The sequence below is a fragment of the Burkholderia mycopellens genome, assembly GCF_964265025.1.
In the GTDB taxonomy this organism is placed as follows: domain Bacteria; phylum Pseudomonadota; class Gammaproteobacteria; order Burkholderiales; family Burkholderiaceae; genus Burkholderia.
Genome location: NZ_OZ183804.1, coordinates 555,919 through 575,728, shown reverse-complemented (window position 1 = coordinate 575,728; position 19,810 = coordinate 555,919). Strand labels below are relative to the sequence as shown.

Annotated in this window: 23 protein-coding genes; 17 read left to right on the top strand and 6 right to left on the bottom strand. The window is 66.6% G+C overall.

Going from position 1 to position 19,810, the window contains the following annotated elements; translation table 11 throughout:
• The first annotated feature begins 114 nt into the window (after window positions 1-114).
• Window positions 115-834 (top strand): TetR/AcrR family transcriptional regulator, encoded by a 720-nt coding sequence (locus ACPTTC_RS36555; RefSeq protein ID WP_423396174.1) that lies wholly within the window; start codon window positions 115-117, stop codon window positions 832-834.
• 114 nt (window positions 835-948) lie between these two features.
• Here the strand turns inward: ACPTTC_RS36555 and ACPTTC_RS36550 are convergent, their stop codons facing one another.
• Window positions 949-1,098, bottom strand: a complete 150-nt coding sequence (locus tag ACPTTC_RS36550) for a fumarylacetoacetate hydrolase family protein (RefSeq protein WP_423396173.1) — start codon at window positions 1,096-1,098, stop codon at window positions 949-951.
• Between ACPTTC_RS36550 and ACPTTC_RS36545 the strand changes: the two genes are divergently transcribed.
• The 8 genes from ACPTTC_RS36545 (at window position 1,073) to ACPTTC_RS36510 (ending at window position 5,609) form a co-directional block, all read left to right on the top strand.
• Complete coding sequence (locus tag ACPTTC_RS36545) at window positions 1,073-1,351, top strand: hypothetical protein (protein ID WP_423396172.1); 279 nt, start codon at window positions 1,073-1,075, stop codon at window positions 1,349-1,351. The genes ACPTTC_RS36550 and ACPTTC_RS36545 overlap by 26 nt on opposite strands.
• Before the next feature lie 23 nt (window positions 1,352-1,374).
• Entirely contained in the window at window positions 1,375-1,593 is a 219-nt protein-coding gene (locus ACPTTC_RS36540) for a hypothetical protein (RefSeq protein WP_423396171.1), read from the top strand.
• An 80-nt stretch (window positions 1,594-1,673) separates the two neighbouring features.
• Entirely contained in the window at window positions 1,674-2,816 is a 1,143-nt protein-coding gene (locus ACPTTC_RS36535) for an FAD binding domain-containing protein (protein ID WP_423396170.1), read from the top strand.
• A gap of 225 nt (window positions 2,817-3,041) precedes the next feature.
• Window positions 3,042-3,290 carry a CsbD family protein gene (locus ACPTTC_RS36530; RefSeq protein WP_423396169.1) on the top strand — a complete coding sequence of 83 codons (249 nt, stop codon included), beginning with the start codon at window positions 3,042-3,044 and terminating at the stop codon, window positions 3,288-3,290.
• 52 nt (window positions 3,291-3,342) lie between these two features.
• Complete coding sequence (locus ACPTTC_RS36525) at window positions 3,343-3,714, top strand: hypothetical protein (RefSeq protein ID WP_423396168.1); 372 nt, start codon at window positions 3,343-3,345, stop codon at window positions 3,712-3,714.
• 35 nt (window positions 3,715-3,749) lie between these two features.
• Window positions 3,750-4,025, top strand: a complete 276-nt coding sequence (locus ACPTTC_RS36520) for a hypothetical protein (protein WP_423396167.1) — start codon at window positions 3,750-3,752, stop codon at window positions 4,023-4,025.
• 221 nt (window positions 4,026-4,246) lie between these two features.
• The gene (locus ACPTTC_RS36515) at window positions 4,247-4,501 is read left to right on the top strand and encodes a GlsB/YeaQ/YmgE family stress response membrane protein (RefSeq protein WP_226198212.1); all 255 of its coding nucleotides are present in this window, start codon (window positions 4,247-4,249) and stop codon (window positions 4,499-4,501) included.
• A gap of 130 nt (window positions 4,502-4,631) precedes the next feature.
• Window positions 4,632-5,609 (top strand): PHB depolymerase family esterase, encoded by a 978-nt coding sequence (locus ACPTTC_RS36510; protein WP_226198213.1) that lies wholly within the window; start codon window positions 4,632-4,634, stop codon window positions 5,607-5,609.
• A 130-nt stretch (window positions 5,610-5,739) separates the two neighbouring features.
• Here the strand turns inward: ACPTTC_RS36510 and ACPTTC_RS36505 are convergent, their stop codons facing one another.
• The 4 genes from ACPTTC_RS36505 to ACPTTC_RS36490 form a co-directional block, all read right to left on the bottom strand.
• Window positions 5,740-5,961, bottom strand: coding sequence for a hypothetical protein (locus ACPTTC_RS36505; protein WP_226198214.1), 222 nt, complete (start codon window positions 5,959-5,961; stop codon window positions 5,740-5,742).
• A 157-nt stretch (window positions 5,962-6,118) separates the two neighbouring features.
• Window positions 6,119-7,243, bottom strand: a complete 1,125-nt coding sequence (locus tag ACPTTC_RS36500; protein WP_423396166.1) for a zinc-binding metallopeptidase family protein — start codon at window positions 7,241-7,243, stop codon at window positions 6,119-6,121.
• A 37-nt stretch (window positions 7,244-7,280) separates the two neighbouring features.
• On the bottom strand, window positions 7,281-7,736 hold the full coding sequence (locus ACPTTC_RS36495) for a hemerythrin domain-containing protein (protein WP_226198216.1): 456 nt from the start codon (window positions 7,734-7,736) through the stop codon (window positions 7,281-7,283).
• 426 nt (window positions 7,737-8,162) lie between these two features.
• Window positions 8,163-9,113, bottom strand: a complete 951-nt coding sequence (locus tag ACPTTC_RS36490) for a LysR family transcriptional regulator (RefSeq protein WP_226198476.1) — start codon at window positions 9,111-9,113, stop codon at window positions 8,163-8,165.
• A gap of 81 nt (window positions 9,114-9,194) precedes the next feature.
• Here ACPTTC_RS36490 and ACPTTC_RS36485 point away from each other — a divergent pair, with 81 nt between their 5' ends.
• From ACPTTC_RS36485 to aroE, 5 genes are read left to right on the top strand one after another with little or no spacing between them, the layout of a single operon-like run.
• Window positions 9,195-10,145 (top strand): ketopantoate reductase family protein, encoded by a 951-nt coding sequence (locus ACPTTC_RS36485; protein WP_226198217.1) that lies wholly within the window; start codon window positions 9,195-9,197, stop codon window positions 10,143-10,145.
• The gene (locus tag ACPTTC_RS36480; protein WP_423396165.1) at window positions 10,142-10,534 is read left to right on the top strand and encodes a VOC family protein; all 393 of its coding nucleotides are present in this window, start codon (window positions 10,142-10,144) and stop codon (window positions 10,532-10,534) included. The genes ACPTTC_RS36485 and ACPTTC_RS36480 overlap by 4 nt, the downstream gene beginning before the upstream one ends.
• Window positions 10,535-10,536: 2 nt before the next feature.
• On the top strand, window positions 10,537-10,995 hold the full coding sequence (locus ACPTTC_RS36475) for a MaoC family dehydratase (protein WP_226198477.1): 459 nt from the start codon (window positions 10,537-10,539) through the stop codon (window positions 10,993-10,995).
• Window positions 10,995-12,215, top strand: coding sequence for a CaiB/BaiF CoA transferase family protein (locus ACPTTC_RS36470; RefSeq protein WP_423396164.1), 1,221 nt, complete (start codon window positions 10,995-10,997; stop codon window positions 12,213-12,215). Before ACPTTC_RS36475 ends, ACPTTC_RS36470 begins: the two co-directional genes overlap by 1 nt.
• The gene (gene aroE / locus ACPTTC_RS36465) at window positions 12,215-13,057 is read left to right on the top strand and encodes a shikimate dehydrogenase (protein WP_423396569.1); all 843 of its coding nucleotides are present in this window, start codon (window positions 12,215-12,217) and stop codon (window positions 13,055-13,057) included. Before ACPTTC_RS36470 ends, aroE begins: the two co-directional genes overlap by 1 nt.
• 228 nt (window positions 13,058-13,285) lie before the next feature.
• On the opposite strand, the gene ACPTTC_RS36460 is transcribed toward aroE, so the two are convergent.
• Window positions 13,286-14,746, bottom strand: a complete 1,461-nt coding sequence (locus tag ACPTTC_RS36460; protein WP_423396163.1) for an efflux transporter outer membrane subunit — start codon at window positions 14,744-14,746, stop codon at window positions 13,286-13,288.
• 77 nt (window positions 14,747-14,823) lie between these two features.
• Here ACPTTC_RS36460 and ACPTTC_RS36455 point away from each other — a divergent pair, with 77 nt between their 5' ends.
• The 3 genes from ACPTTC_RS36455 (at window position 14,824) to ACPTTC_RS36445 (ending at window position 19,779) form a co-directional block, all read left to right on the top strand.
• A complete protein-coding gene (locus ACPTTC_RS36455) occupies window positions 14,824-15,441 on the top strand; it encodes a TetR/AcrR family transcriptional regulator (RefSeq protein WP_423396162.1) in 618 nt (205 codons plus the stop codon).
• Between the two features lie 82 nt (window positions 15,442-15,523).
• Entirely contained in the window at window positions 15,524-16,642 is a 1,119-nt protein-coding gene (locus ACPTTC_RS36450; RefSeq protein WP_423396161.1) for an efflux RND transporter periplasmic adaptor subunit, read from the top strand.
• The gene (locus tag ACPTTC_RS36445) at window positions 16,639-19,779 is read left to right on the top strand and encodes an efflux RND transporter permease subunit (protein WP_423396160.1); all 3,141 of its coding nucleotides are present in this window, start codon (window positions 16,639-16,641) and stop codon (window positions 19,777-19,779) included. Before ACPTTC_RS36450 ends, ACPTTC_RS36445 begins: the two co-directional genes overlap by 4 nt.
• Window positions 19,780-19,810: the final 31 nt, after the last annotated feature.

Sequence of the window (19,810 nt, the reverse complement as noted above, 5' to 3'; positions counted from 1 at the left end):
GACCCCGCAACGTGCCCCGCACCGCGACAAAAGCCGCGCCGCGGTCGTATTCGACGCCCCAACCATGTTATTTTTCGATCGATAGTTAAGCAGCGTGCCATCAGGAGCCGATGAATGACCGAAAGGAAACGCAGCACGCCGGCCCGCGAGCGCGGGACGGACGCCGACGGCAACGCCGTCACGCCGGGCCGCCGGCTTGCGCCGGAAGCGCGCGAGCGTCAGATCGTCGAGAAGGCGATCGAGCACTTCGCGACACACGGCTTTTCCGGCAGCACGCGTGAGCTCGCACGGCAGATCGGCGTCACCCAGCCGCTGCTGTACCGGTACTTCCCGAGCAAGGAGGCGCTGATCGATCGCGTGTACGACGAGATCTACACGTGGAATCCCGACTGGGAAAAGCTGATCGCCGATCGCGCGGTGCCGCTGCAGGAGCGGCTTGTCGCGTTCTACCGTGCGTACGCTCAAACCATCCTGCGGCGCGAATGGATCCGCACCTTCATCTTCGCGGGGCTCAGCCGCGAGGGGTTCAACACGCGCTACCTGTCGCGGCTGCGCGAACGCGTGTTCCTGCCGGTGCTGCGCGAGCTGCGGCACGAATACGACCTCGCCACGCCGGCAACCGAGACCCAGCGCAATGCGGAAATCGAACTGGTCTGGAGCCTGCACGCGAGCATCTTCTATTTCGGCGTCCGCAAGTGGGTCTACGGCCTGCCGGTGCCAGACGATCTCGACACCGAAATCGAACGGCTGGTCGACGCGTTCCTGCACGGCACGCCCGCCGCGCTGAAGCAGCTCGCGCCGGGCACGGCCGCCCGCCGCCGCCGGCGCGCCTGACGCGGCGGCCGACGGTCGCGCCACGCGTTCGCCACGTGTCGCGCCGCCCAGCAGCGGCCGGATTGCGCAACACGCCACGCAGCCCGATCTCGACTTCGCACACGTCGCCGGCCTTCATCCAGAGTTGCGGTTGCGCGCCTTCCCGATACCGGCGGGCATGCCCGTGACGATCACGTTGCCGGCCGGCAGCCTCATCACGTCGCTCGGCAGCACGACCCGCGTTTCGACGTCGAAAATCATGTCCGACATCGACGCCTCGTGCATGACCGCGCCGTTCGGGCGCGTCTGGATTCGCAGCCCATTGCAGCCGCGCGGCAGTTCGTCGGCCGCACGCGCAGCCAGACGAATTCAGAACAATTTATCCGACCCGCCGATCGCTTCGCCTATCCTCGAAAGACATTGGCACCCGCCCCCGAACTGTGCGCAGACTGAACCGAACAAGGATCGTCACATGACCACCGCCACGCCTTCGATCGCCCATCACACCGTCATCGCGAATGGCATCCGCCAGTACTAGATCGATATCGACGCCCGGACGCCGTGCGCGGCGCACTGGCCGACTATCGCGCGAATGCGGAGGACGTGAAGCAGGATCTCGCCGACGTCGAGGTGAGGATCGCGTGCCCGACCATCGCGATCCGGGGCGACGATTTCCATGCGATCGGCAAGATGTTCGACATGAATTCCGTCTGCGCAGCATGGCGGCGAACCTGCGTGCCGAGCCCATCGCGCAGCAGGACGAGCAGCCGGCGCGCGTGAGCGCGCTGCTGCCCGAGTGCCTGAACCACCGGGAAGGCTGAATCGCCGTACACATCACGGATCATCGGGAGGAAGGCATCATGAGCGACGTTTCGGGCCCGCTGGCGATCGTCGTCGGCGGATCGGTGGGCGGGCTTTTCACGGCGACCGCGCTGCGTGCGGCCGGATGGCGCGTCAAGGTATTCGAGCAATCGCCGAACGACCTCGACAGCCGCGGCGGCGGTATCGTGCTGCAACCGCCGATCGAGCGCGCGTTCGCGTTCGGCGGTGTACCGGTGCCGCGCGATGGGGGCGTCGATTCCGTCGACCGGATCTATCTCGACGGGCACGACCGGATCGTGCAACGCTACTACATGCCACAAACGCAGACCGCATGGAACGTGATCTACACGGCCCTGAAGCGCGCGCTGCCTGCAGGCGTCGTACACGCCGGCGTATCGTTCGAGCGGTTCGAGCAGGAAGGCGATCGCGTGATCGCGCATTTCGCGGACGGCCGCGTCGAGCAGGCCGACCTGCTGGTCGGCGCCGACGGCGGCCGCTCGAACGTTCGCGCGCAACTGTTGCCCGATGCGCGGCCCGCGTACGCGGGTTATGTCGCCTGGCGCGGGCTCGTCGACGAGCACGATCTTCCGAGCACGGTGCTGCAGGTGCTGCGCGAGCGCTTCACGTTTCAGCAAGGCGACGCGCATCTGTTCCTCACCTATCTGGTGCCCGGCCGCGACGGCGCAATCGAACCGGGCAAACGGCGCGTCAACTGGGTCTGGTACCGGCGGCTCGCGCAGGATCGCCTGCCGTCCCTGTTCCTGGCGCAGGACGGTACGCAACGCGACGGTTCGCTGCCGCCCGGCGCGATGAGGGACGACAACCGGCTCGAACTCGTCGACGCGGGCTGCCGGATGCTCGCGCCGACGCTCGCCGCGCTCGTCGGGGCGACGCGCGCGCCGTTCGCGCAGTCGATCCTCGATCTCGCGGTCGACCGCATGGTGTTCGGCCGCGCGGTGTTGCTCGGCGATGCGTCCTGCCTCGTCCGGCCGCACACGGCCGCAGGTGTCGCGAAAGCGGCGGAGAATGCCGTCGGTCTCGCCGAGGCGCTACGCGGCGTCGAGCGCGGCCCCGCGTTCGACGCCGCGCTGTCGCGCTGGGAAGGGCTTCAGCTCACGACCAACGCATCGCTGTCCGAACTCGGCATCTCGCTCGGCGACCGGATCATGGGGCGCGCCTGAGCCGCCCCCGGCCGCGCGCGCCGCGTTCGCCCCCAACCGTCGGCAGTCAATGCGACGCGATTCGTCACCGCCCCCCTCAAATGCACTACCCGTCCCGGTGCATTTGAACATGACCCGTACGCCGCGGCCTCTCTACACTGAGCCACGGGATATCGGATGGCTTCACGGATGTGATCCAGCGTTGTCCCGATAGTCAGGCAACCCGATTGAATGACGAGGTCGATCATGTTCGAAAAGACGGAAGGCACGGTACAGAAGCTCGCAGGCAAGGCGCAGGAAGCGGTGGGGGACGCCACGGACCGTGCCGACATGCAGTTCGAGGGAAAAGCGCGTCAGGTGGCCGGCGCGGTTCAGCAATCCTATGGCGAGGCGCTCGAGCAGGTGCGCGACGTTGCCGCAAGCAACCCGATTGCGGCGCTGGCGACCGTCGCGGCGGTGAGTTTCATCGTCGGCGCAATGTGGTCGAAGCGCTGATCGGCTGTCGCGAGCCCGACGGCATGCGTTGAGGTCATCATCGGAGCATGTCATGGTTTTGCTTTCAAGAATCAGGAAATGGCAGGATGTCGCGCAATTCTCGGTCGCGCGCCTGACCGATTACGCGAGTCTCGCGGCGATCGAATTCGATCTCGCCAGGAAGTACTTCCTGCGCGATCTGATGCTGTACGCGCTGCTCGGCCTGAGCGTCACGTTCGGGCTGGCCTTCGTGTGCGTGGCGGCGATCGTCAGCGCCGCGCGAACGCCGTACCTGATCGAAACATCCTGGGTCGTCGCCGGGTTCTGGGTGTGCGTGTCCATCGCATCGTTCGCGGCGGTGCGCATGCGTGACGAGCGCGGCACGTTTTCCGTCCTGACCGAGGAATTGCAGCGCGACATCCAGACCGTCAAAGAGAGCCTGTGATGAAAAGCCGAATCCCCGACGGTTCGCCGGAATCGATGCGGCGTGTCCTGCTGGCCCGCATGGCGGCGACCCGGGCCGAATTGTCCGCGTCGAACCACGTCACCGAAATGACTCGGCGAGCCCGTCCCGGCGACATCGCGGAATATCCGGCGGTGAAGCTGCCGACCCTCGGCGGGTCGACCGGCGCGGCCGTCGCGGTGGCGCTGGCCGGTTTCGTCATCCTGGGACCGCGGCGGCTCGTGACGACAGCCGTTCGCGCCGGGCTGGTCACGTTGATCGGGCGAATGACGCGGGACATCATGCAGCAGTAGATCGGCGCAGACCGAGGTGAGTGCCGGAGCGGCCGCTGCTATCGGAGGCCCGGCGCGCTGACCGGTCCGATTTCTTCGGGCCATTTCAATCGTGCGGAACGGTTTCGCCGTGTAGTGCAAAAGGAGGCGATTCCGTTGCGCGTTCTGTCCTATATTGCGTGGACCGCCGAACAGATCCCGTTTCACGAATCTGTCGTCGATCCGAAGGAAATGGAAACATCATGGACGTACATGGTTTGATCGTATGGCTGATCATCGGCGCAATCGCCGGCTGGCTCGCGGGAGTACTGGTCAAGGGTGGAGGTTTCGGCTTGCTGATCGACATCGTGGTCGGCATCGTCGGCGCCGTGATCGGCGGCTGGCTCGCCGGGTTGCTCGGCATCGGCTTCAGCGGCATTCTCGGCTCGATCATCATCGCCGTCATCGGCGCCGTGATCCTGCTGTTCGTGATCCGTCTGTTCAATCGCGCGGCCTGACGGCCGACCGCGTGCCCTTCGTCACCATCCGGCATGCGACGCCGCATGCCGCTCACTGATCATGCCGCGAAAACCGGTGAGTCTCTGGCTGAGATTGAATCCGTTCGCTTCGCCGCCCAGGAGAAAGGCCGTGCGACGCACGGCCGCGCCACGCGCGAAGCCCGCTTCCAGCAAGCAGCCCGCGCTGTCCACCGACGGCGTATGGGCCCGCTCGTTCTTTTCGTCGCCGCCGGCGCCCGGCCGTTTCGTCAATCACGTCACCTACTCGCTGTATCGTCCGCGCAGTGCGCCACGCCATGGCCCGCTCGTCGTCATGCTTCATGGCTGCAAGCAGACGGCCGAATCGTTCGCGCTCGGCACGCGGATCGATCGTGCCGCCGATCGCTTCGGCTTTTCCGTACTCTTGCCCGAACAATCGAAAAGCAGGCACCCCCATCGCTGCTGGAACTGGTTCGACCCGCCCGAGCCGGCCGCCGGCTCGGACGCGGATGCGATCGCGTCGCTGATCCGCGCGATCGTCAGGCAGCATGCGTTCGACCCCGCCCGCGTCTACGTCGCGGGATTGTCCGCCGGCGCGGGGCTTGCCGCGCAACTCGCACTGCACGAGCCCGCGCTGTTCGCGGCCGTGGCGCTTCATTCAGGCGCCGTTTCCGCTGCCGCCCGCTCATCGCTCGACGCATTGAAGGTGATGCAGTACGGCAGTCGCGGCGATCCGGTGCAGCTCGTCGATGCGGCCGTCTGCGTGCGTGACTACCCCGGCATGCCGGCGCTGATCGTGCACGGCGAACGGGACGGCGTCGTTGCGAAGATCAACGCGGAACAGGCGGCGCGACAGTGGCTGCGCGTCAATCATTTCATCGACGCGGAGGGCGAGCCCATCAGCGGTACGCGCACCGTGTCGGATCGAGGCGACCGGCTGGTCGTCGACCATCGGCGTGGCGGCCGCTGCATCGTGCGTGTCTGCATCGTCCGCAGGCTCGGTCACGCGTGGAGTGGCGGCGACGCTCGCGTGCCGTTTCATGCCGCGGAAGGGCCGGACGCAACCGCGATGATGTGGTCGTTTTTCCGATACCGCCGCCGCGACGCCGCGGCGATCGCGAGCACCTGACGCCGCATCGTCGGCGCGGATCTTGCGCCGTTCGACGAAGGGGCCGCAGGGGCGCCATCCGGATTGTCGCTACGGCCACCCGGCGGGAACGGACGAGCGGCAACAGGTTGCGGCCGCTCGTCCCGTCGCGTCACTGCGACGCGGCGGCCGCCGCACTCGCCTCTTTCGCCTTCTTCGCCGCATGGTGATGGCCGATCGCACATCCCGCCGCCGCACCGACCACGCCATGATGGCCGGCGACGTGCCCGGCCACCCCACCCACCGCCGCACCCTTCAGGCATCCGGCCGCCTGAGCCGACAGGGAAGCGGCCGACAACGCGATGCACGCCACTGCGATCGAGAGGAACTTCATCGGGAATTCTCCTTGAAAAAAGCGGGGCGCCCGCGCAGGCCCATCCTGCGTGAAAACGCACTCGCCGTTGGCACGAAACATTTGCGACATGCACGACGCGCATGCCGCGTGTCTTGTCTGTATTCGAATCGTGTCGGGCCTCGCCAGGCGCGGACGTCTATCGCACGCTGTCCGGCTCCGCCCCGCTCCCCGCCGCATACGCGACGAGCGACGGCTGGGCCGCCGTCGCGTCGCTCGATGCAGCCACGACATCGTGCACGAAGCGCAGCTTCGCGACGACGGCAGGCGCCAGCACGAACGGATACGCGTCCGGCGTCCCCATGCTGCGGTTCAGGCTGTTCAGCGCGTAGGTCAGCGGGAACCAGCGCCGCATCAGGCTGCTGAAGCTCGCTTCGTCGACGGACGTCTGGTCTGCCAGCGTCGGCAGGCTCGCGTCGTCGGGGGCAAGCACGAGCCCGCACGCGGTCGCGGTATCGAGCGTATCGACGATATGCAGGTAGTGCGCCCACGTTTCGGCCCAGTCTTCCCACGGGTGCATCGTCGCGTACTCGCTGACGTACGCGTTCTCCCAGCCTGCGGGTTCGCCGTTGGCATAATGTGCGTCGAGCGCCGCCTGGTAATCGGCGCGCTCGTCGCCGAAACAGGCGCGAAACGATTCGATCCAGCGGCTGCCGCTCACGAGGCGGTCGAAGTAGTAGTGGCCGATTTCATGCCGGAAGTGACCGAGCAAGGTGCGATAGGGCTCGCGCATGTCCGCGCGGATCCGCTCCCGCTTCGCGTCGTCCGCTTCGTCGAGGTTCACCGTGATGAGGCCGTTCGCATGGCCGGTCATGACGCGCTCGGTGTCCGACGACGCCTTGAATGCGAAGCTCATCCCGCGTGCCGGTTGCTGCGCGCGCGATTCCACCGGCAAGCCCAGCACGAGGAGCGTATAGAGCAGCCGTCGCTTCGCGGCCTCGAGCCGGAACCACAGCAGCCGGTTGTCGGGAGACGACAGGTTCGGGATCGTCTCGGTGAGCACGCATGCGCGGCACAGCGTGTCGTCGCTTTCCGCCGGAATCATCCAGTTGCAAACGTGCTCCATCGCGTAGTTGGCGCATTGCCGATAGCGTTTCCCGGGCGCGGCCGCGTGCAGGCTGCGCCATGTTCCGTCGCCCGCGGGCTCGAACGCGCCGACTTCGCCGACGTCCGGCAGATAGCCGAGCAGTGCATCGCAGCGCTCGCACTTCACGTTCTCGAAGAACACCAGTTGCGAACATTGGCCGCAGTGGAAGGTTTTCATGATGTGCCGTCCGGGTAGAGGATGACGTCGCCGGCCGCTATTCGTCCGCCAGCCGCGCGTGCATGCGCCGATAGTCGTTCCGGTATCGCTTCGCGAGCGCCGACTTTTCCGTATCGCGCAGGATCTTTCCGGAAATCTGGAAGAAGATCTTCTCTTCTTCTTTCAGATGATCGTGCAGCTCTCCTGACAGTTTCCTGGCGGTCGCCAGCCAGCCGCGCGCGCCGGAGTCGCGGCCGCGCAGGGTGTCGACGATCTCGTCCATCCGGTGATGATCGGCAAGTGCATCGCGCGACGGATGAAGCCCGCGGTCGTCCATCAGGATCGGAGCGTACAGAAAGCGCTCCTCGGCGGCCTCGTGCGCGCCAAGCTCGATGCGCAGCTGTTCGAACAGGATACTCCGATCCGGGCCTGGCCTTGACCGTAACAGCCGGCGCATCAGCGTGCGCTGGATCTCATGGCTTTCGCGCAGTGCATCGAAGATCGTTTCGGACATGCGGGGCTCCCGGGTGGTCGGCATCCGGCGCAGTGCGCCGTGGATTCGACATGGTCACAAACCTTCGTGCTCCGCAACAGTTGCAAATGCACTAGTGCATACCGACGCTGCCGACGACGATTGACCCTCGACTTCCTTCCGACGCGTGCTACACGGCATGCGCTGCGGTCGACGATGCCGTGATCAAGACATTCGACGAACTTCGCCATGGCGATACGGAACTACTGTATGACAACCAGGCGGCTCTCGTCGCTGCTGCGATGGCAACGCTAGCGGCAGCAGTGCCGCGCGAGGAGGAAGCGCCCAACGAATACACCGTCGCCGGAGCACATGCGGAAGCGCTGGCCGCGGCCGCCCGGGATGTCGGTGCGCGAGCGAACATCCGATCGTCGAGCATCGGATCTTTCGACGGCATTCAATCGAGCCTCAATGCGGTTCCGGCGCGTCGCCTGCCGATCGATGCGCGGCACCGAACAATCGAATCACGAGGCCGCGCAGCCAGCGGTTGCCGGCCTCATGGTGATAGCGCGCGTGCCAATGCTGCCGCACCGCAAAACCGTCAACCGGAATCGGGCATGCATGAACCGCCAGGTCGCTGGCGTGCGCCAGCGTCTCGCCGATATGACGGGGGAGCGTCGTGATCAGGTCGGTCGTCTGGACGATCGCCCCCAGCCCCAGAAAACCGGGCAACTCCAGCACGACGTCTCGTTCGATGCGCGCCTGTCTCAACGCCTGTTCGAGGAGTTGCGCACCGGTTCCCGCCGTAATGGCGACATGCCCTTCGGAACGATACTGCTTTGCCCCGAGGCGCCCGCGAATTCTCGGATGATGCCGGTTCGCGAGGCACACCCAGTCCTGGTCATACAGTTTCTGCTGATAAATGCCGCCGCCCAGCCACGGCACATAGCCGATCGCGAGATCGGCTTCGCCGGATTCGAGCGCCCGTTCCGTATTGCCGTCGATTCGTGCGGCTTCCAGCCGGACGCCAGGGGCCTGCGCCCGGACATGGGCCAGCAAGCGCGGAAGCAGCGTGACGTGGCTCGCGTCGGTCATGCAGATGCGAAAGCGTCGCTGGGCCGTCGCGGGATCGAACGCAATCTCCCATGCAGTGAAGCGCCGCAGGGATTCGAGAATTTCCCGGCACGGCCCGATCAGCGCGTCGGCTTGCGGTGTCGGCGCCATGCCGCCAGGCGTGCGAATGAACAGCGGATCGTGCAGGTATTCCCGCAAGTGCCCGAGCCAGATGCTGATGGTCGGCTGGCTCTGGCCGAGTTGCTCGGCCACGCGCGTAACGCTGCGTACGTCGTACAGGAGATCGAACAGTTGAAGCAGCTTCAGGTCGGGCAGGTCGGCTGGCATCGTCGCACTATTGTCCAAGGCAATGACGTCATTATATTCATTGCATTGTCGATATGAGCGGCGACTCCTATCGTGAAGCCATACGTCAAGGAGAAGCCATTGAAAATCGCGATTCTGGGGGCCGGCGCACTGGGCTGTGCGATCGGTGCCACCCTCACCCAAGGCGGTCATGAGACCTGGCTGATCGACCGCTCGCCCGCGCACGTCGATGCGATGCGGCGCGACGGACTGCGGGTCGACGATGCGGGCGGCACCCGGCAGGTGCGCGTGCGCGCGACGACTCGCGCGGACGATGTCGGCGTGGCCGACCTGGTGATCGTGCTGGTGAAGTCGTTCCACACCGACGCCGCGATCCGCGGCGCCCAATCGCTGGTGGGGCCCGAAACCGCCGTGCTGTCGCTGCAAAACGGGCTCGGACACGAGGACATCCTGATCGACGTCGTCGGCCGCGAGCGCGTGCTCGCCGGCAAGACTTACGTCGGCGGCGTGCTTCGCGGCGCGGGACACATCGAATCCGGCGTGATCGGCAAGGCCACCCATATCGGCGAACTCGACGGCCGCATCACGCCGCGCGTGCAGGCGATTGCCGCCGCGTTCAATGCCGCCGGCCTCGCCACGACGATCAGCGACAACATCGTCGGCACGATGTGGGACAAGCTGCTGGTGAATGTCGCGACGGGCGCGCTGACGGGCCTGACCGGTCTCACCTACGGGCAGCTTTACGACGAGCCGCTGCTGAAGGCGACGTCGCTCGCGGCCGTGGCCGAGGCGATCGCGGCGGCGCAGGCGGCGGGCGTCAAGCTGTCGATGACCGATCCCGAACAGGCTTGGACGCTCGCCGCCGAAGGGCTGCCGGCCACTTTCAAGACGTCGATGCTGCAAAGCCTGGAGAAGGGTTCGATCACCGAAATCGACTTCATCAACGGATCGGTCGTGCGCTGGGGGCAGCGCTACGGCGTGCCGACGCCGGTCAATGCAACGCTGGTCGCCTGCATCAAGGGGCTCGAACGCGCGATGGCCGATCGCCAACGCAAGGAGGCTGCCGCATGAATGCCCCGAAAGCCTATCTCGAACACGTTGCGATCTGGGTGAAGGACATCCGCTGGCACATCCGTTTCTTCGAGGAAGTGCTGGGCATGACCCTGCGCGAAGTGGACGGCACGCTCGACGCGCCGCGCCAATACTGGACGCTCGGCGGCCTGCAGTTCATCCACGCGCCGGAACACGAAGGCCCCGAAGGCCGGCTCGCCCATCTCGGCGTGATGTGCGAAGACCTGGAAGCCGCGCTGGCCGCCGCACAACGATTCGGCGTGACGGAGATGCCCCAAGGGTGGAACTGGCTTCGCCTTCCCGACGGGCTTGCCGTCGAACTGATCCAGGCCAGACCGGCTTCCTGCGTCGCGCAGGCGCTGGCCATCGACCCGCGTGCGGGAGAGTGATGATGACGATCGTCGAGAAATACTGGGACGACGCCCGCGAGGGCGACACGTGCACGAGCCCGAGTTACACGGTGACGCGCGAGCGCATTCTCGCGTACGCCGACCTCACTGGCGACCATACGCCCGTCCACGTGGACGAGGAATACGCAAACGCGAGCCATTTCGGGTGCCTCGTCGCGCACGGGCTGTTCGGCTTGTCCATCGCCGACGGGCTGAAAACGCAGAGCGACTATCGCTTTCTGCCGGGCATGTCGCTCGGCTGGACCTGGGATTTCCTGCTGCCGATCAAGGTCGGCGACGTGCTGCACGTGAAGTTCCGCGTCGGTTCGATGCGGGCGAGCAAGAGTCGCCCGGACTGGGGCATCGTCGTGCTGCCGTCGGAGCTGATCAACCAGGACGGCCAGGTGGTTCAACGCGGCGAGCATCGCCTGATGGTGCCGCGCCGCCCGGAGGCACTGTAATGCAGGCTCGTCCACTCGAAGGCATTCGCGTCATCGACTACAGCCACTTCCTTGCCGGCCCGTATGTCGGGCGCTGTCTCGCGGCGCTCGGCGCCGAAGTCATCAAGGTCGAGCGCCCCGGGACGGGCGACGCCGGACGCCAGCACGCTACCGTGCTCGACGACCAGCAAAGCGGCTACTTTCTGCAGCTCAACATGGGCAAGCGCGGCGTGAGCGTCAACATGAAAGACGCGCGCGGCAAGGCGTTCATGCAGCGGCTGTGCGACTCCGCCGACGTCTTCATCGAGAACTACCGGCCGGGCGCGCTGGACAAGCTCGGGCTCGGCTATGCCGAGTTGTCGGCGCGCAATCCCGGGCTCGTCTACTGTTCGATTTCGGCGTACGGTCACACCGGCCCCGATGCGCATCGCGCAGGCTTCGGGCTAATCGCCGAAGCCAAGAGCGGGATCATGCAGATGGTCGGCACGCCCGGCGACCGGCCGCCGCTGCTGCGCATTTCGCTCGGCGACATGTACACCGGCATTCATGCGGTCGCGGCCATCAATGCCGCGCTGCTGGGGCGAGTGAAGAGCGGCCGCGGTCAGCATGTCGACATGGCGCTGTACGACACGCTCGTGTCGATGCACGAATACGCGGTGCAGTGCTATACGCTGAAAGGCGTGCTGCCCGAGCAGACCGGGCACGACATGCCCACCTCGACACTCTATGGCGTGTTCCGTGCCGCGGACGGCGATCTCGTGATCGCCGCGCAAGTCGACGACGCGTGGAAGCGCTTCGCCGAACTGATCGCGACGCACGGCGGCCCGGCGGACTTCGGCGCCGACACGCGGTTTCACGACAGCACCGGACGCAACGCGCATCGCGCGGAGATTCTGTCGGTCGTCGAGCCGTGGGTCGCCGCGCGCTCCGTCACGTCGGTACTGGAACTGCTGGACGGCATCGACGTGCCCTGCGCGAAGGTGCAACGCATCGACGAGGTATTGAACGATCCGCAGATCCAGGCCAGAGGCATGGTCGTCGAGCAGCAGCATCCGCGCTACGGGACGCTGCGCCTGCCCAACCTGCCGTTCCGGTTTTCCGATTGCGATACGACGATACGCGAGGTCGCGCCCGATCTCGGGCAGCACAACGCGGAAGTCGCGCGCTCCCTCGGATTCGATTCGGCCGAAATCGACGCGATGCAGGCCGATGGCGTTCTCTATTCAAAAGTGAGCCAATGATGACCGACCCATACGCGGTGATCGGCAATCCGATCGGTCACACGAAATCCCCGCTGATCCACGGCCTCTTCGCACAAGAAACGCATCAGGACATCCGCTATACGGCGATCGAGGGGCCCGTCGAGCCGGCAGGCGCCTTTGCTGCAGCGGTACGCGCGTTTTTCGACGGCGGCGGCAAGGGCCTCAACGTCACCGCGCCGTTCAAGCTCGATGCGTTCGCGATGTCGGACGAACGCAGCGAGCGTGCGCGGCTCGCGGGCGCGGCCAACGCGCTCAAGTTCGACGGCGGCCGCATCCTGGCGGACAACTTCGACGGCATCGGGCTGGTTCGCGATATCGAAGCGAACCTCAACCTTCCGATGGCCGGCAAGCGGGTATTGGTGCTCGGTGCGGGCGGCGCCGCGCGCGGCGCCCTGTTGCCGTTCCTCGAGGCCGGACCGGCCGAACTCGTCATCGCCAATCGCGACGTCGACAAGGCACATGCGCTGGTCGCGCAGGTCGCGCAGGTCGCGGCACGCGGTTCGCCCGTTGCCTGCTCCTACGCGGACCTCGCACGGATGGGGTGTTTCGACCTGGTCGTCAATGCGACGTCGGCCAGCCTGACCGGCGACCTGCCGCCTGTCCCGCCGAGCGTGTTCAGTCCGAAGGGGACCGCCTATGAGCTCGCCTATGGCAAGCGTCTCACGCCGTTTCTCCGGCTCGCGAAAAATGCCGGTGTTCACGGGATCGCAGACGGCGTCGGGATGCTGGTCGAGCAGGCGGCCGAAGCGTTCGCCTGGTGGCGCGGCGTACGCCCGAAGACCAGCGCGGTGATCGACCGGCTTGCCGTGCCCTTCGACTGATCTTGAAGTTCGGAGATTCCGCCAATGGCGTTCTGTGGTTGCGCCCAAGCATCGCAGCGGATTCGACGAGCACATCCCGCTCGGCTTTTGCCGGCTGGGCTTCCGAGGGCTTCCGCGTGAGCAGTGCCGCGATCACGGTTAGCAGAAACTTCGAACACCCACGACATCATCGAGAACGCATACCCGTCAATGGCATGCCAACGATCAAACTCCCGGTACGGGCGGCCGCTATCGACTGGCGACCGCATCCGGCATGCCGGATTGCCAGCCGCCACCTAATGCCTTGAAAGCGGCGACTGCCGCGCGTGCGGATTCGGTTTGCGCCTGCACGCGCTCGTCGGACGCGCGCAGCAGGCTTTCGTCGGCCTGCAACACTTCGATCAGGCTGACGACGCCTTTCTGGTACGCCGCGAACGACGCGGCCCTCGCGCGGCCGAGCGAATCCACGCCGTCGGCGAGCACGGCCGCCTGTTCGTCGCGTTTGACGAGAGCCGAGAACGCGTTCTCGACGTCCTCGGTGGCGTGCAGCGCCGCGAGCCGATACGCAGCAAGCATTTCGGCATCCTGCCCTTTGGCCTGCGCGATCTGCGCATTGATGCGGCCGAAGTCGAACAAACGCCAGCGCAGGCCGAGCACGCCGGCAGCCTGGTTCGCGCCGCCGGCGAACAGGTTGCCCGCGCCCATCGTCGTCGCGCTACCGATCAACCCGCTCAGCGAGAACTTCGGGTAATACTCTGCAATGGCCACGCCGATGCGCGCGTTCGACGCGGCCAGACGCCGCTCGGCGACGATCAGGTCGGGCCGCCGCCTGAGGAGTTCGCCAGGCGTTCCTGTCGCCGCGATCCGCGGTGCAACCGGCACGTCGCCGCCGTCGAGCCATTCCGCTCGATACGTACCGGGTTGCGAGCCGAGCATCACGTCGAGCGCATTCATCGCCGCGTCCAGCGCCGCTTCGAGCACCGGCACCGTTGCGCGAACCTGGGCGAGCGCGCCTTCGGCCTGCCTGACCTGAAGCTCCGCGGCGAGCCCCTTTCCATACAGCAGATTGAGGGTCGACAACAGATCCTGCTCGGTCTGCACCTGGTGCCGCGCGACCTTCAGCCGGCCCTGCAACCCGCGAATCGTGATGTAGACGTCCGCCGTCTGCGCGGCCACGGCAAGGCGCGTGGCGACCGCCGCCGCTTCGGAGGCCTGATAGTCGGCAAGCGCGGCCTCCCGCCCGCGGCGCAGCCCGCCGAACACATCCAGTTCCCAGCTTGCATTGAAATCGGTCTCGTAGTCGTTGCCGTGACGGTCGAAACCGGGCGTCGAATTCAGCACGCGCCCCAACGGCGTCTCCACCGACTGATAGGCGCGCGCGGCTTGACCGGTCACGTTGCCCGACGGCAACAGCGCCGCATTGGCCGCACCGAGCCCCGCGCGCGCTTGCGCGACGCGGGCCGCGGCCTGCGCGAGATCGAGGTTCTGCGCGAGCGCGAGCGTGACGAACCGGGTCAACTTCGGATCGCCGAAACCCGTCCACCATGTCGCGAGCTCGGCTTCGGCCGCCGCGCGCCGCTGCTCCACGGCGCTCTGGCCCGGGAAGCGCTGCGGCATGGCGACGTCCGGCCGCACATAGTCGGGACCGACGGCGCATCCCGCTGACAGGAGCGCGGCAAGCACCGCGGCAACGATGGGTTTCGGTAGCATGGCGGTTCTAGCAAAGATCAGGTAGTGACTATAATACCAAATAGTCACTCGTTGTCCATCCCAGCCAGCCGCAATCCATGACAGAAAACACCCCTTCCCCGGCTCCCGCGCGCGGCCCGGCCGATCACGACGTGCGGGATCAGATCGTGGCCGCCGCCACCGAGCACTTCAGCCGGTACGGCTATGAAAAGACGACGGTATCCGACCTCGCGAAGGCCATCGGTTTCTCGAAGGCCTATATCTACAAGTTCTTCGAGTCGAAACAGGCGATCGGCGAGATGATCTGCGCGAACTGCCTGCACGAAATCGAAACCGACGTGCGCGCCGCCGTCGCGGAAGCGGAACGGCCCACCGAAAAACTGCGACGCATGTTCAGGGTCTTTACCGAAGCGAGCCTGCGGCTGTTCTTCCGCGACCGCAAGCTGTACGACATCGCCGCGTCGGCCGCCACCGGCAACTTGCCGTCGGTGCAGGCCTACGAGGCACGCGTGCAGAAGCTGCTGCAGGAGGTGCTGCAGGCGGGCCGGCAAAGCGGCGAGTTCGAGCGCAAGACGCCGCTGGACGAAACCGCGGCGGCGATCTACCTCGTGATGCGGCCCTACCTGAATCCGCTGCTGCTGCAGTACAACCTCGACACGACCGACGCCGCGCCGGCGCAGTTGTCGAGCCTGGTGCTCCGCAGCCTCGCCCCCTGAACCTAAACCAATTGTGACCATTGACTATATTGGTCACTAGATACACAATGGAAGCCCCGATTACTTCGTCAGTGGGTCTTCCATGGTCCGGCGTCGCCTCGCTCTTCTCACAGTCGCCTCGGCACTGCCCGTCGCGCTAGCCGCCTGCAGCGGAAAAGCGCCTTCCGATCCGCGAACGGACGCGCCGCTGGTGCGTACCGCCATCGTGCAGGCAGCCGCGCCCGCGTCCCGCTCGTTTACCGGAACCGTCGCTGCACGCGTGCAGAGCGACCTCGGGTTCCGGGTGTCCGGCAAGGTGCTGGAGCGGCTCGTCGATGCCGGACAAACCGTCCGGCGCGGCCAGCCATTGATGCGGATCGATCCCGTCGACCTGAAGCTCGCGGCGCGCGCACGCGACGAAGCAGTGGCCGCGGCACGGGCACGCGCGCGGCAGACCGCCGAGGACGAAGCGCGCTACCGCGACCTGCGCGGCACCGGCGCGATATCGGCATCGGCCTATGACCAGGTCAAGGCGGCGGCCGATGCCGCGAAAGCCCAGCTGAGCGCCGCCGAAGCCGACGCCGACGTCGCGCGCAATGCGACCGGCTATGCGGAACTCGTGGCGGACGGCGACGGCGTCGTGATGGACACGCTCGCGGAGCCCGGCCAGGTCGTCAACGCCGGCCAGCCGGTCGTGCGGCTCGCGCACGCCGGCAGCCGTGAAGCCGTGATCCAGTTGCCGGAAACGCTGCGCCCCGCGGTCGGCTCCGTCGCGCAGGCCGAGCTGTTCGGCAAGCCGGGCTTGCGTGTCCCCGCGACGCTGCGCCAGCTCTCCGATACGGCGGATGCGCGAACCCGCACGTTCGAAGCGCGCTACGTGCTGCAAGGCACGCTGGCCGCCGCCCCGCTGGGCGCGACCGTCACGATCCGCATACCGGACGACGCCCGCGCCGCGCCGCAAGCCGGCCTGCAGGTGCCGATCGGCGCGCTGCTGGACACGGGCAAAGGGCCTGGCGTGTGGGTCGTCGCCGGCGATCCGGCCAAGGTGGCGTGGCGGCCGGTGAAGCTCGAGCATCTGGACGACGACAGCGCCCGCGTGTCCGGCGCGCTGAACCAGGGTGAACGCGTCGTCGCACTCGGCGCCCACTTGCTGCGCGAAGGCGAAACGGTCCGCATGTCGCCGCAGGCGGTCGCGGTCGCAAGCGAAGGAGCCAGGCCGTGAGTGAGCGCCGCTTCAATCTGTCGGCGCTCGCGGTGCGCGAGCGCGCGATCACGCTGTTCCTGATCTGCCTGATTTCAATCGCCGGGCTCGTGTCGTTCTTCAAGCTGGGCCGCGCGGAAGATCCGGCATTCACCGTCAAGGTGATGACCATCGTCACCGCATGGCCGGGCGCCACCGCGCAGGAAATGCACGACCAGGTGGCCGAAAAGATCGAAAAGCGCATGCAGGAACTGCGCTGGTACGACCGCACCGAAACCTACACGCGCCCCGGCCTCGCGTTCACGACGCTGACGTTGCTCGACAGCACGCCGCCGTCCGAGGTGCAGGAGCAGTTCTATCAGGCGCGCAAGAAGATCGGCGACGTGGCGAACGACCTGCCGGCCGGCGTGATCGGCCCGATGGTCAACGACGAATACGCGGACGTCACGTTTGCGCTGTTCGCGCTGAAGGCCAAGGGCGAACCGCAGCGCCTGCTGGTGCGCGATGCGGAGATGCAGCGCCAGCGGCTGCTGCATGTGCCGGGCGTGAAGAAGGTCGACATCATCGGCGAACAGGCGGAGCGCATCTACGTGCAGTTGTCGCATGACCGGCTCGCGACGCTCGGCGTGAGCCCGCAGGAGGTGTTCACCGCGCTCAACGGCCAGAACGCGCTGACGCCGGCCGGCTCCGTCGAGACGCGCGGGCCGGAGATCTTCATTCGCGTGGACGGCGCATTCGACCAGTTGCAGAAGATTCGCGATACGCCGATCGTCGCGCAGGGCCGCACGCTGAAACTGTCGGACATCGCGACCGTCGAGCGCGGTTACGAAGACCCGTCGACGTTCATGATCCGCAACAACGGCGAACCCGCGCTGCTGCTCGGCGTCGTGATGCGCGACGGCTGGAACGGGCTCGACCTCGGCCGTGCGCTGGACCGCGAAGTCGGTGCCATCAACGCGGAAATGCCGCTCGGCATGAGCCTGACCAAGGTCACCGACCAGTCCGTGAACATCAGCTCCGCCGTCGACGAGTTCATGGTCAAGTTCTTCGCCGCACTCCTCGTCGTGATGCTGGTGAGCTTCGTCAGCATGGGCTGGCGCGTGGGCCTCGTCGTCGCCGCGGCCGTGCCGCTGACGCTGGCCGTGGTGTTCGTCGTCATGGCCGCCACCGGCAAGAACTTCGACCGCATCACGCTCGGCTCGCTGATCCTCGCGCTCGGGCTACTGGTCGACGACGCGATCATCGCGATCGAAATGATGGTCGTGAAGATGGAGGAAGGCTACGACCGCGTGGCCGCGTCGGCGTATGCGTGGAGCCATACGGCCGCGCCGATGCTGGCCGGCACGCTGGTCACCGCGGTCGGCTTCATGCCGAACGGCTTCGCGCGCTCCACCGCCGGCGAATACACCAGCAACATGTTCTGGATCGTCGGGATCGCGCTGATCGCATCGTGGATCGTTGCAGTGGCCTTCACGCCGTACCTCGGCGTGAAGATGCTGCCGAACCTCAGGAAATTCGAAGGCGGTCACGATGCGATCTACGACACGCCCCGCTACAACCGCTTCCGGCAATGGCTGACGCGCGTGATCGCCCGCAAATGGCTCGTCGCCGGTTCGGTCGTCGCGCTGTTCGTGCTCGCGATACTCGGCATGGCGGTCGTCAAGAAACAGTTTTTCCCCATCTCCGATCGCCCCGAGGTGCTGATCGAGGTGCAGATGCCGTACGGCACGTCGATTTCGCAAACGAGCACCGCCACGTCGAAGATCGAAGCGTGGCTCGCGAAGCAGAAGGAAGCGCGGATCGTCACCGCGTACGTGGGCCAGGGCGCGCCGCGCTTTTATCTGGCGATGGGGCCGGAGCTGCCCGATCCGTCGTTCGCGAAGATCGTGGTGCGCACCAACAGCCAGGACGAGCGCGACGCGTTGAAGGCGCGCCTGCGGCGGGCCGTCGCCGACGGCCTCGCGCCCGAAGCGCGCGTGCGCGTGACGCAGCTCGTGTTCGGCCCGTATTCGCCGTTCCCGGTCGCGTATCGGGTCACGGGCCCCGATCCGGACAAGCTGCGCGGCATCGCCGCCGACGTCGAGCGCGTGATGACCGGCAGCATGATGATGCGCACGGTCAATGCAGACTGGGGGACGCGCGCGCCGACGCTGCATTTCACGTTGCAGCAGGATCGCCTGCAGGCGGTCGGATTGACGTCTAGTGCGGTCGCGCAGCAGCTGCAGTTCCTGCTGACCGGGGTGCCCGTCACCGCGGTGCGCGAGGATATCCGGACCGTACAGGTGATCGCGCGGTCGGGCGGCGATGCGCGGCTCGACCCGGCACGGCTCGGCGACTTCACACTCGCCGGCGCGAACGGGCAGCGCATCCCGCTGTCGCAGGTCGGCAAGGTCGACGTGCGGATGGAAGAGCCGATCATGCGCTGGCGCGATCGCGTGCCGACGCTCACGGTGCGCGGCGACATCGCCGACGGCCTGCAGCCGCCGGACGTGTCGGCCGCGATCACGAAACGGCTTCAGCCGATCGTCGCCGCGCTGCCGAGCGGCTATCGAATCGAGGAAGCCGGCTCCATCGAGGAATCCGGCAAGGCCACGAAGGCGATGCTGCCGCTCTTCCCGATCATGCTGGCGGTCACGCTCGTCATCATCATCTTCCAGGTGCGCTCGATCTCCGCGATGGTGATGGTGTTCATGACGAGCCCGCTCGGCCTGATCGGCGTGGTGCCCACGCTGATCCTGTTCCGGCAGCCGTTCGGCATCAATGCGCTGGTCGGCCTCATCGCACTGTCGGGGATCCTGATGCGCAACACGCTGATCCTGATCGGCCAGATTCACCAGAACGAACAGGCGGGACTGGATCCGTTCCAAGCGGTCGTCGAAGCGACCGTGCAGCGGGCGCGCCCGGTGATCCTGACCGCCATGGCGGCCGTGCTCGCGTTCATTCCGCTCACGCATTCGGTGTTCTGGGGAACGCTCGCGTACACGCTGATCGGCGGCACGTTCGCCGGGACGATCCTCACGCTGATGTTCCTGCCGGCGATGTATGCGATCTGGTTCAGGATCCGGCCCGGCGACTCCGCCGCCGCCCGCCACGGCGGCCATGAACCGGCATCGTCAGGCGAGCCCGCACTTCAGCCGGTGCTGGACGCGCGCGACTGATGCCCCCTTCATCCTGTCGAGGGAAGCAGTC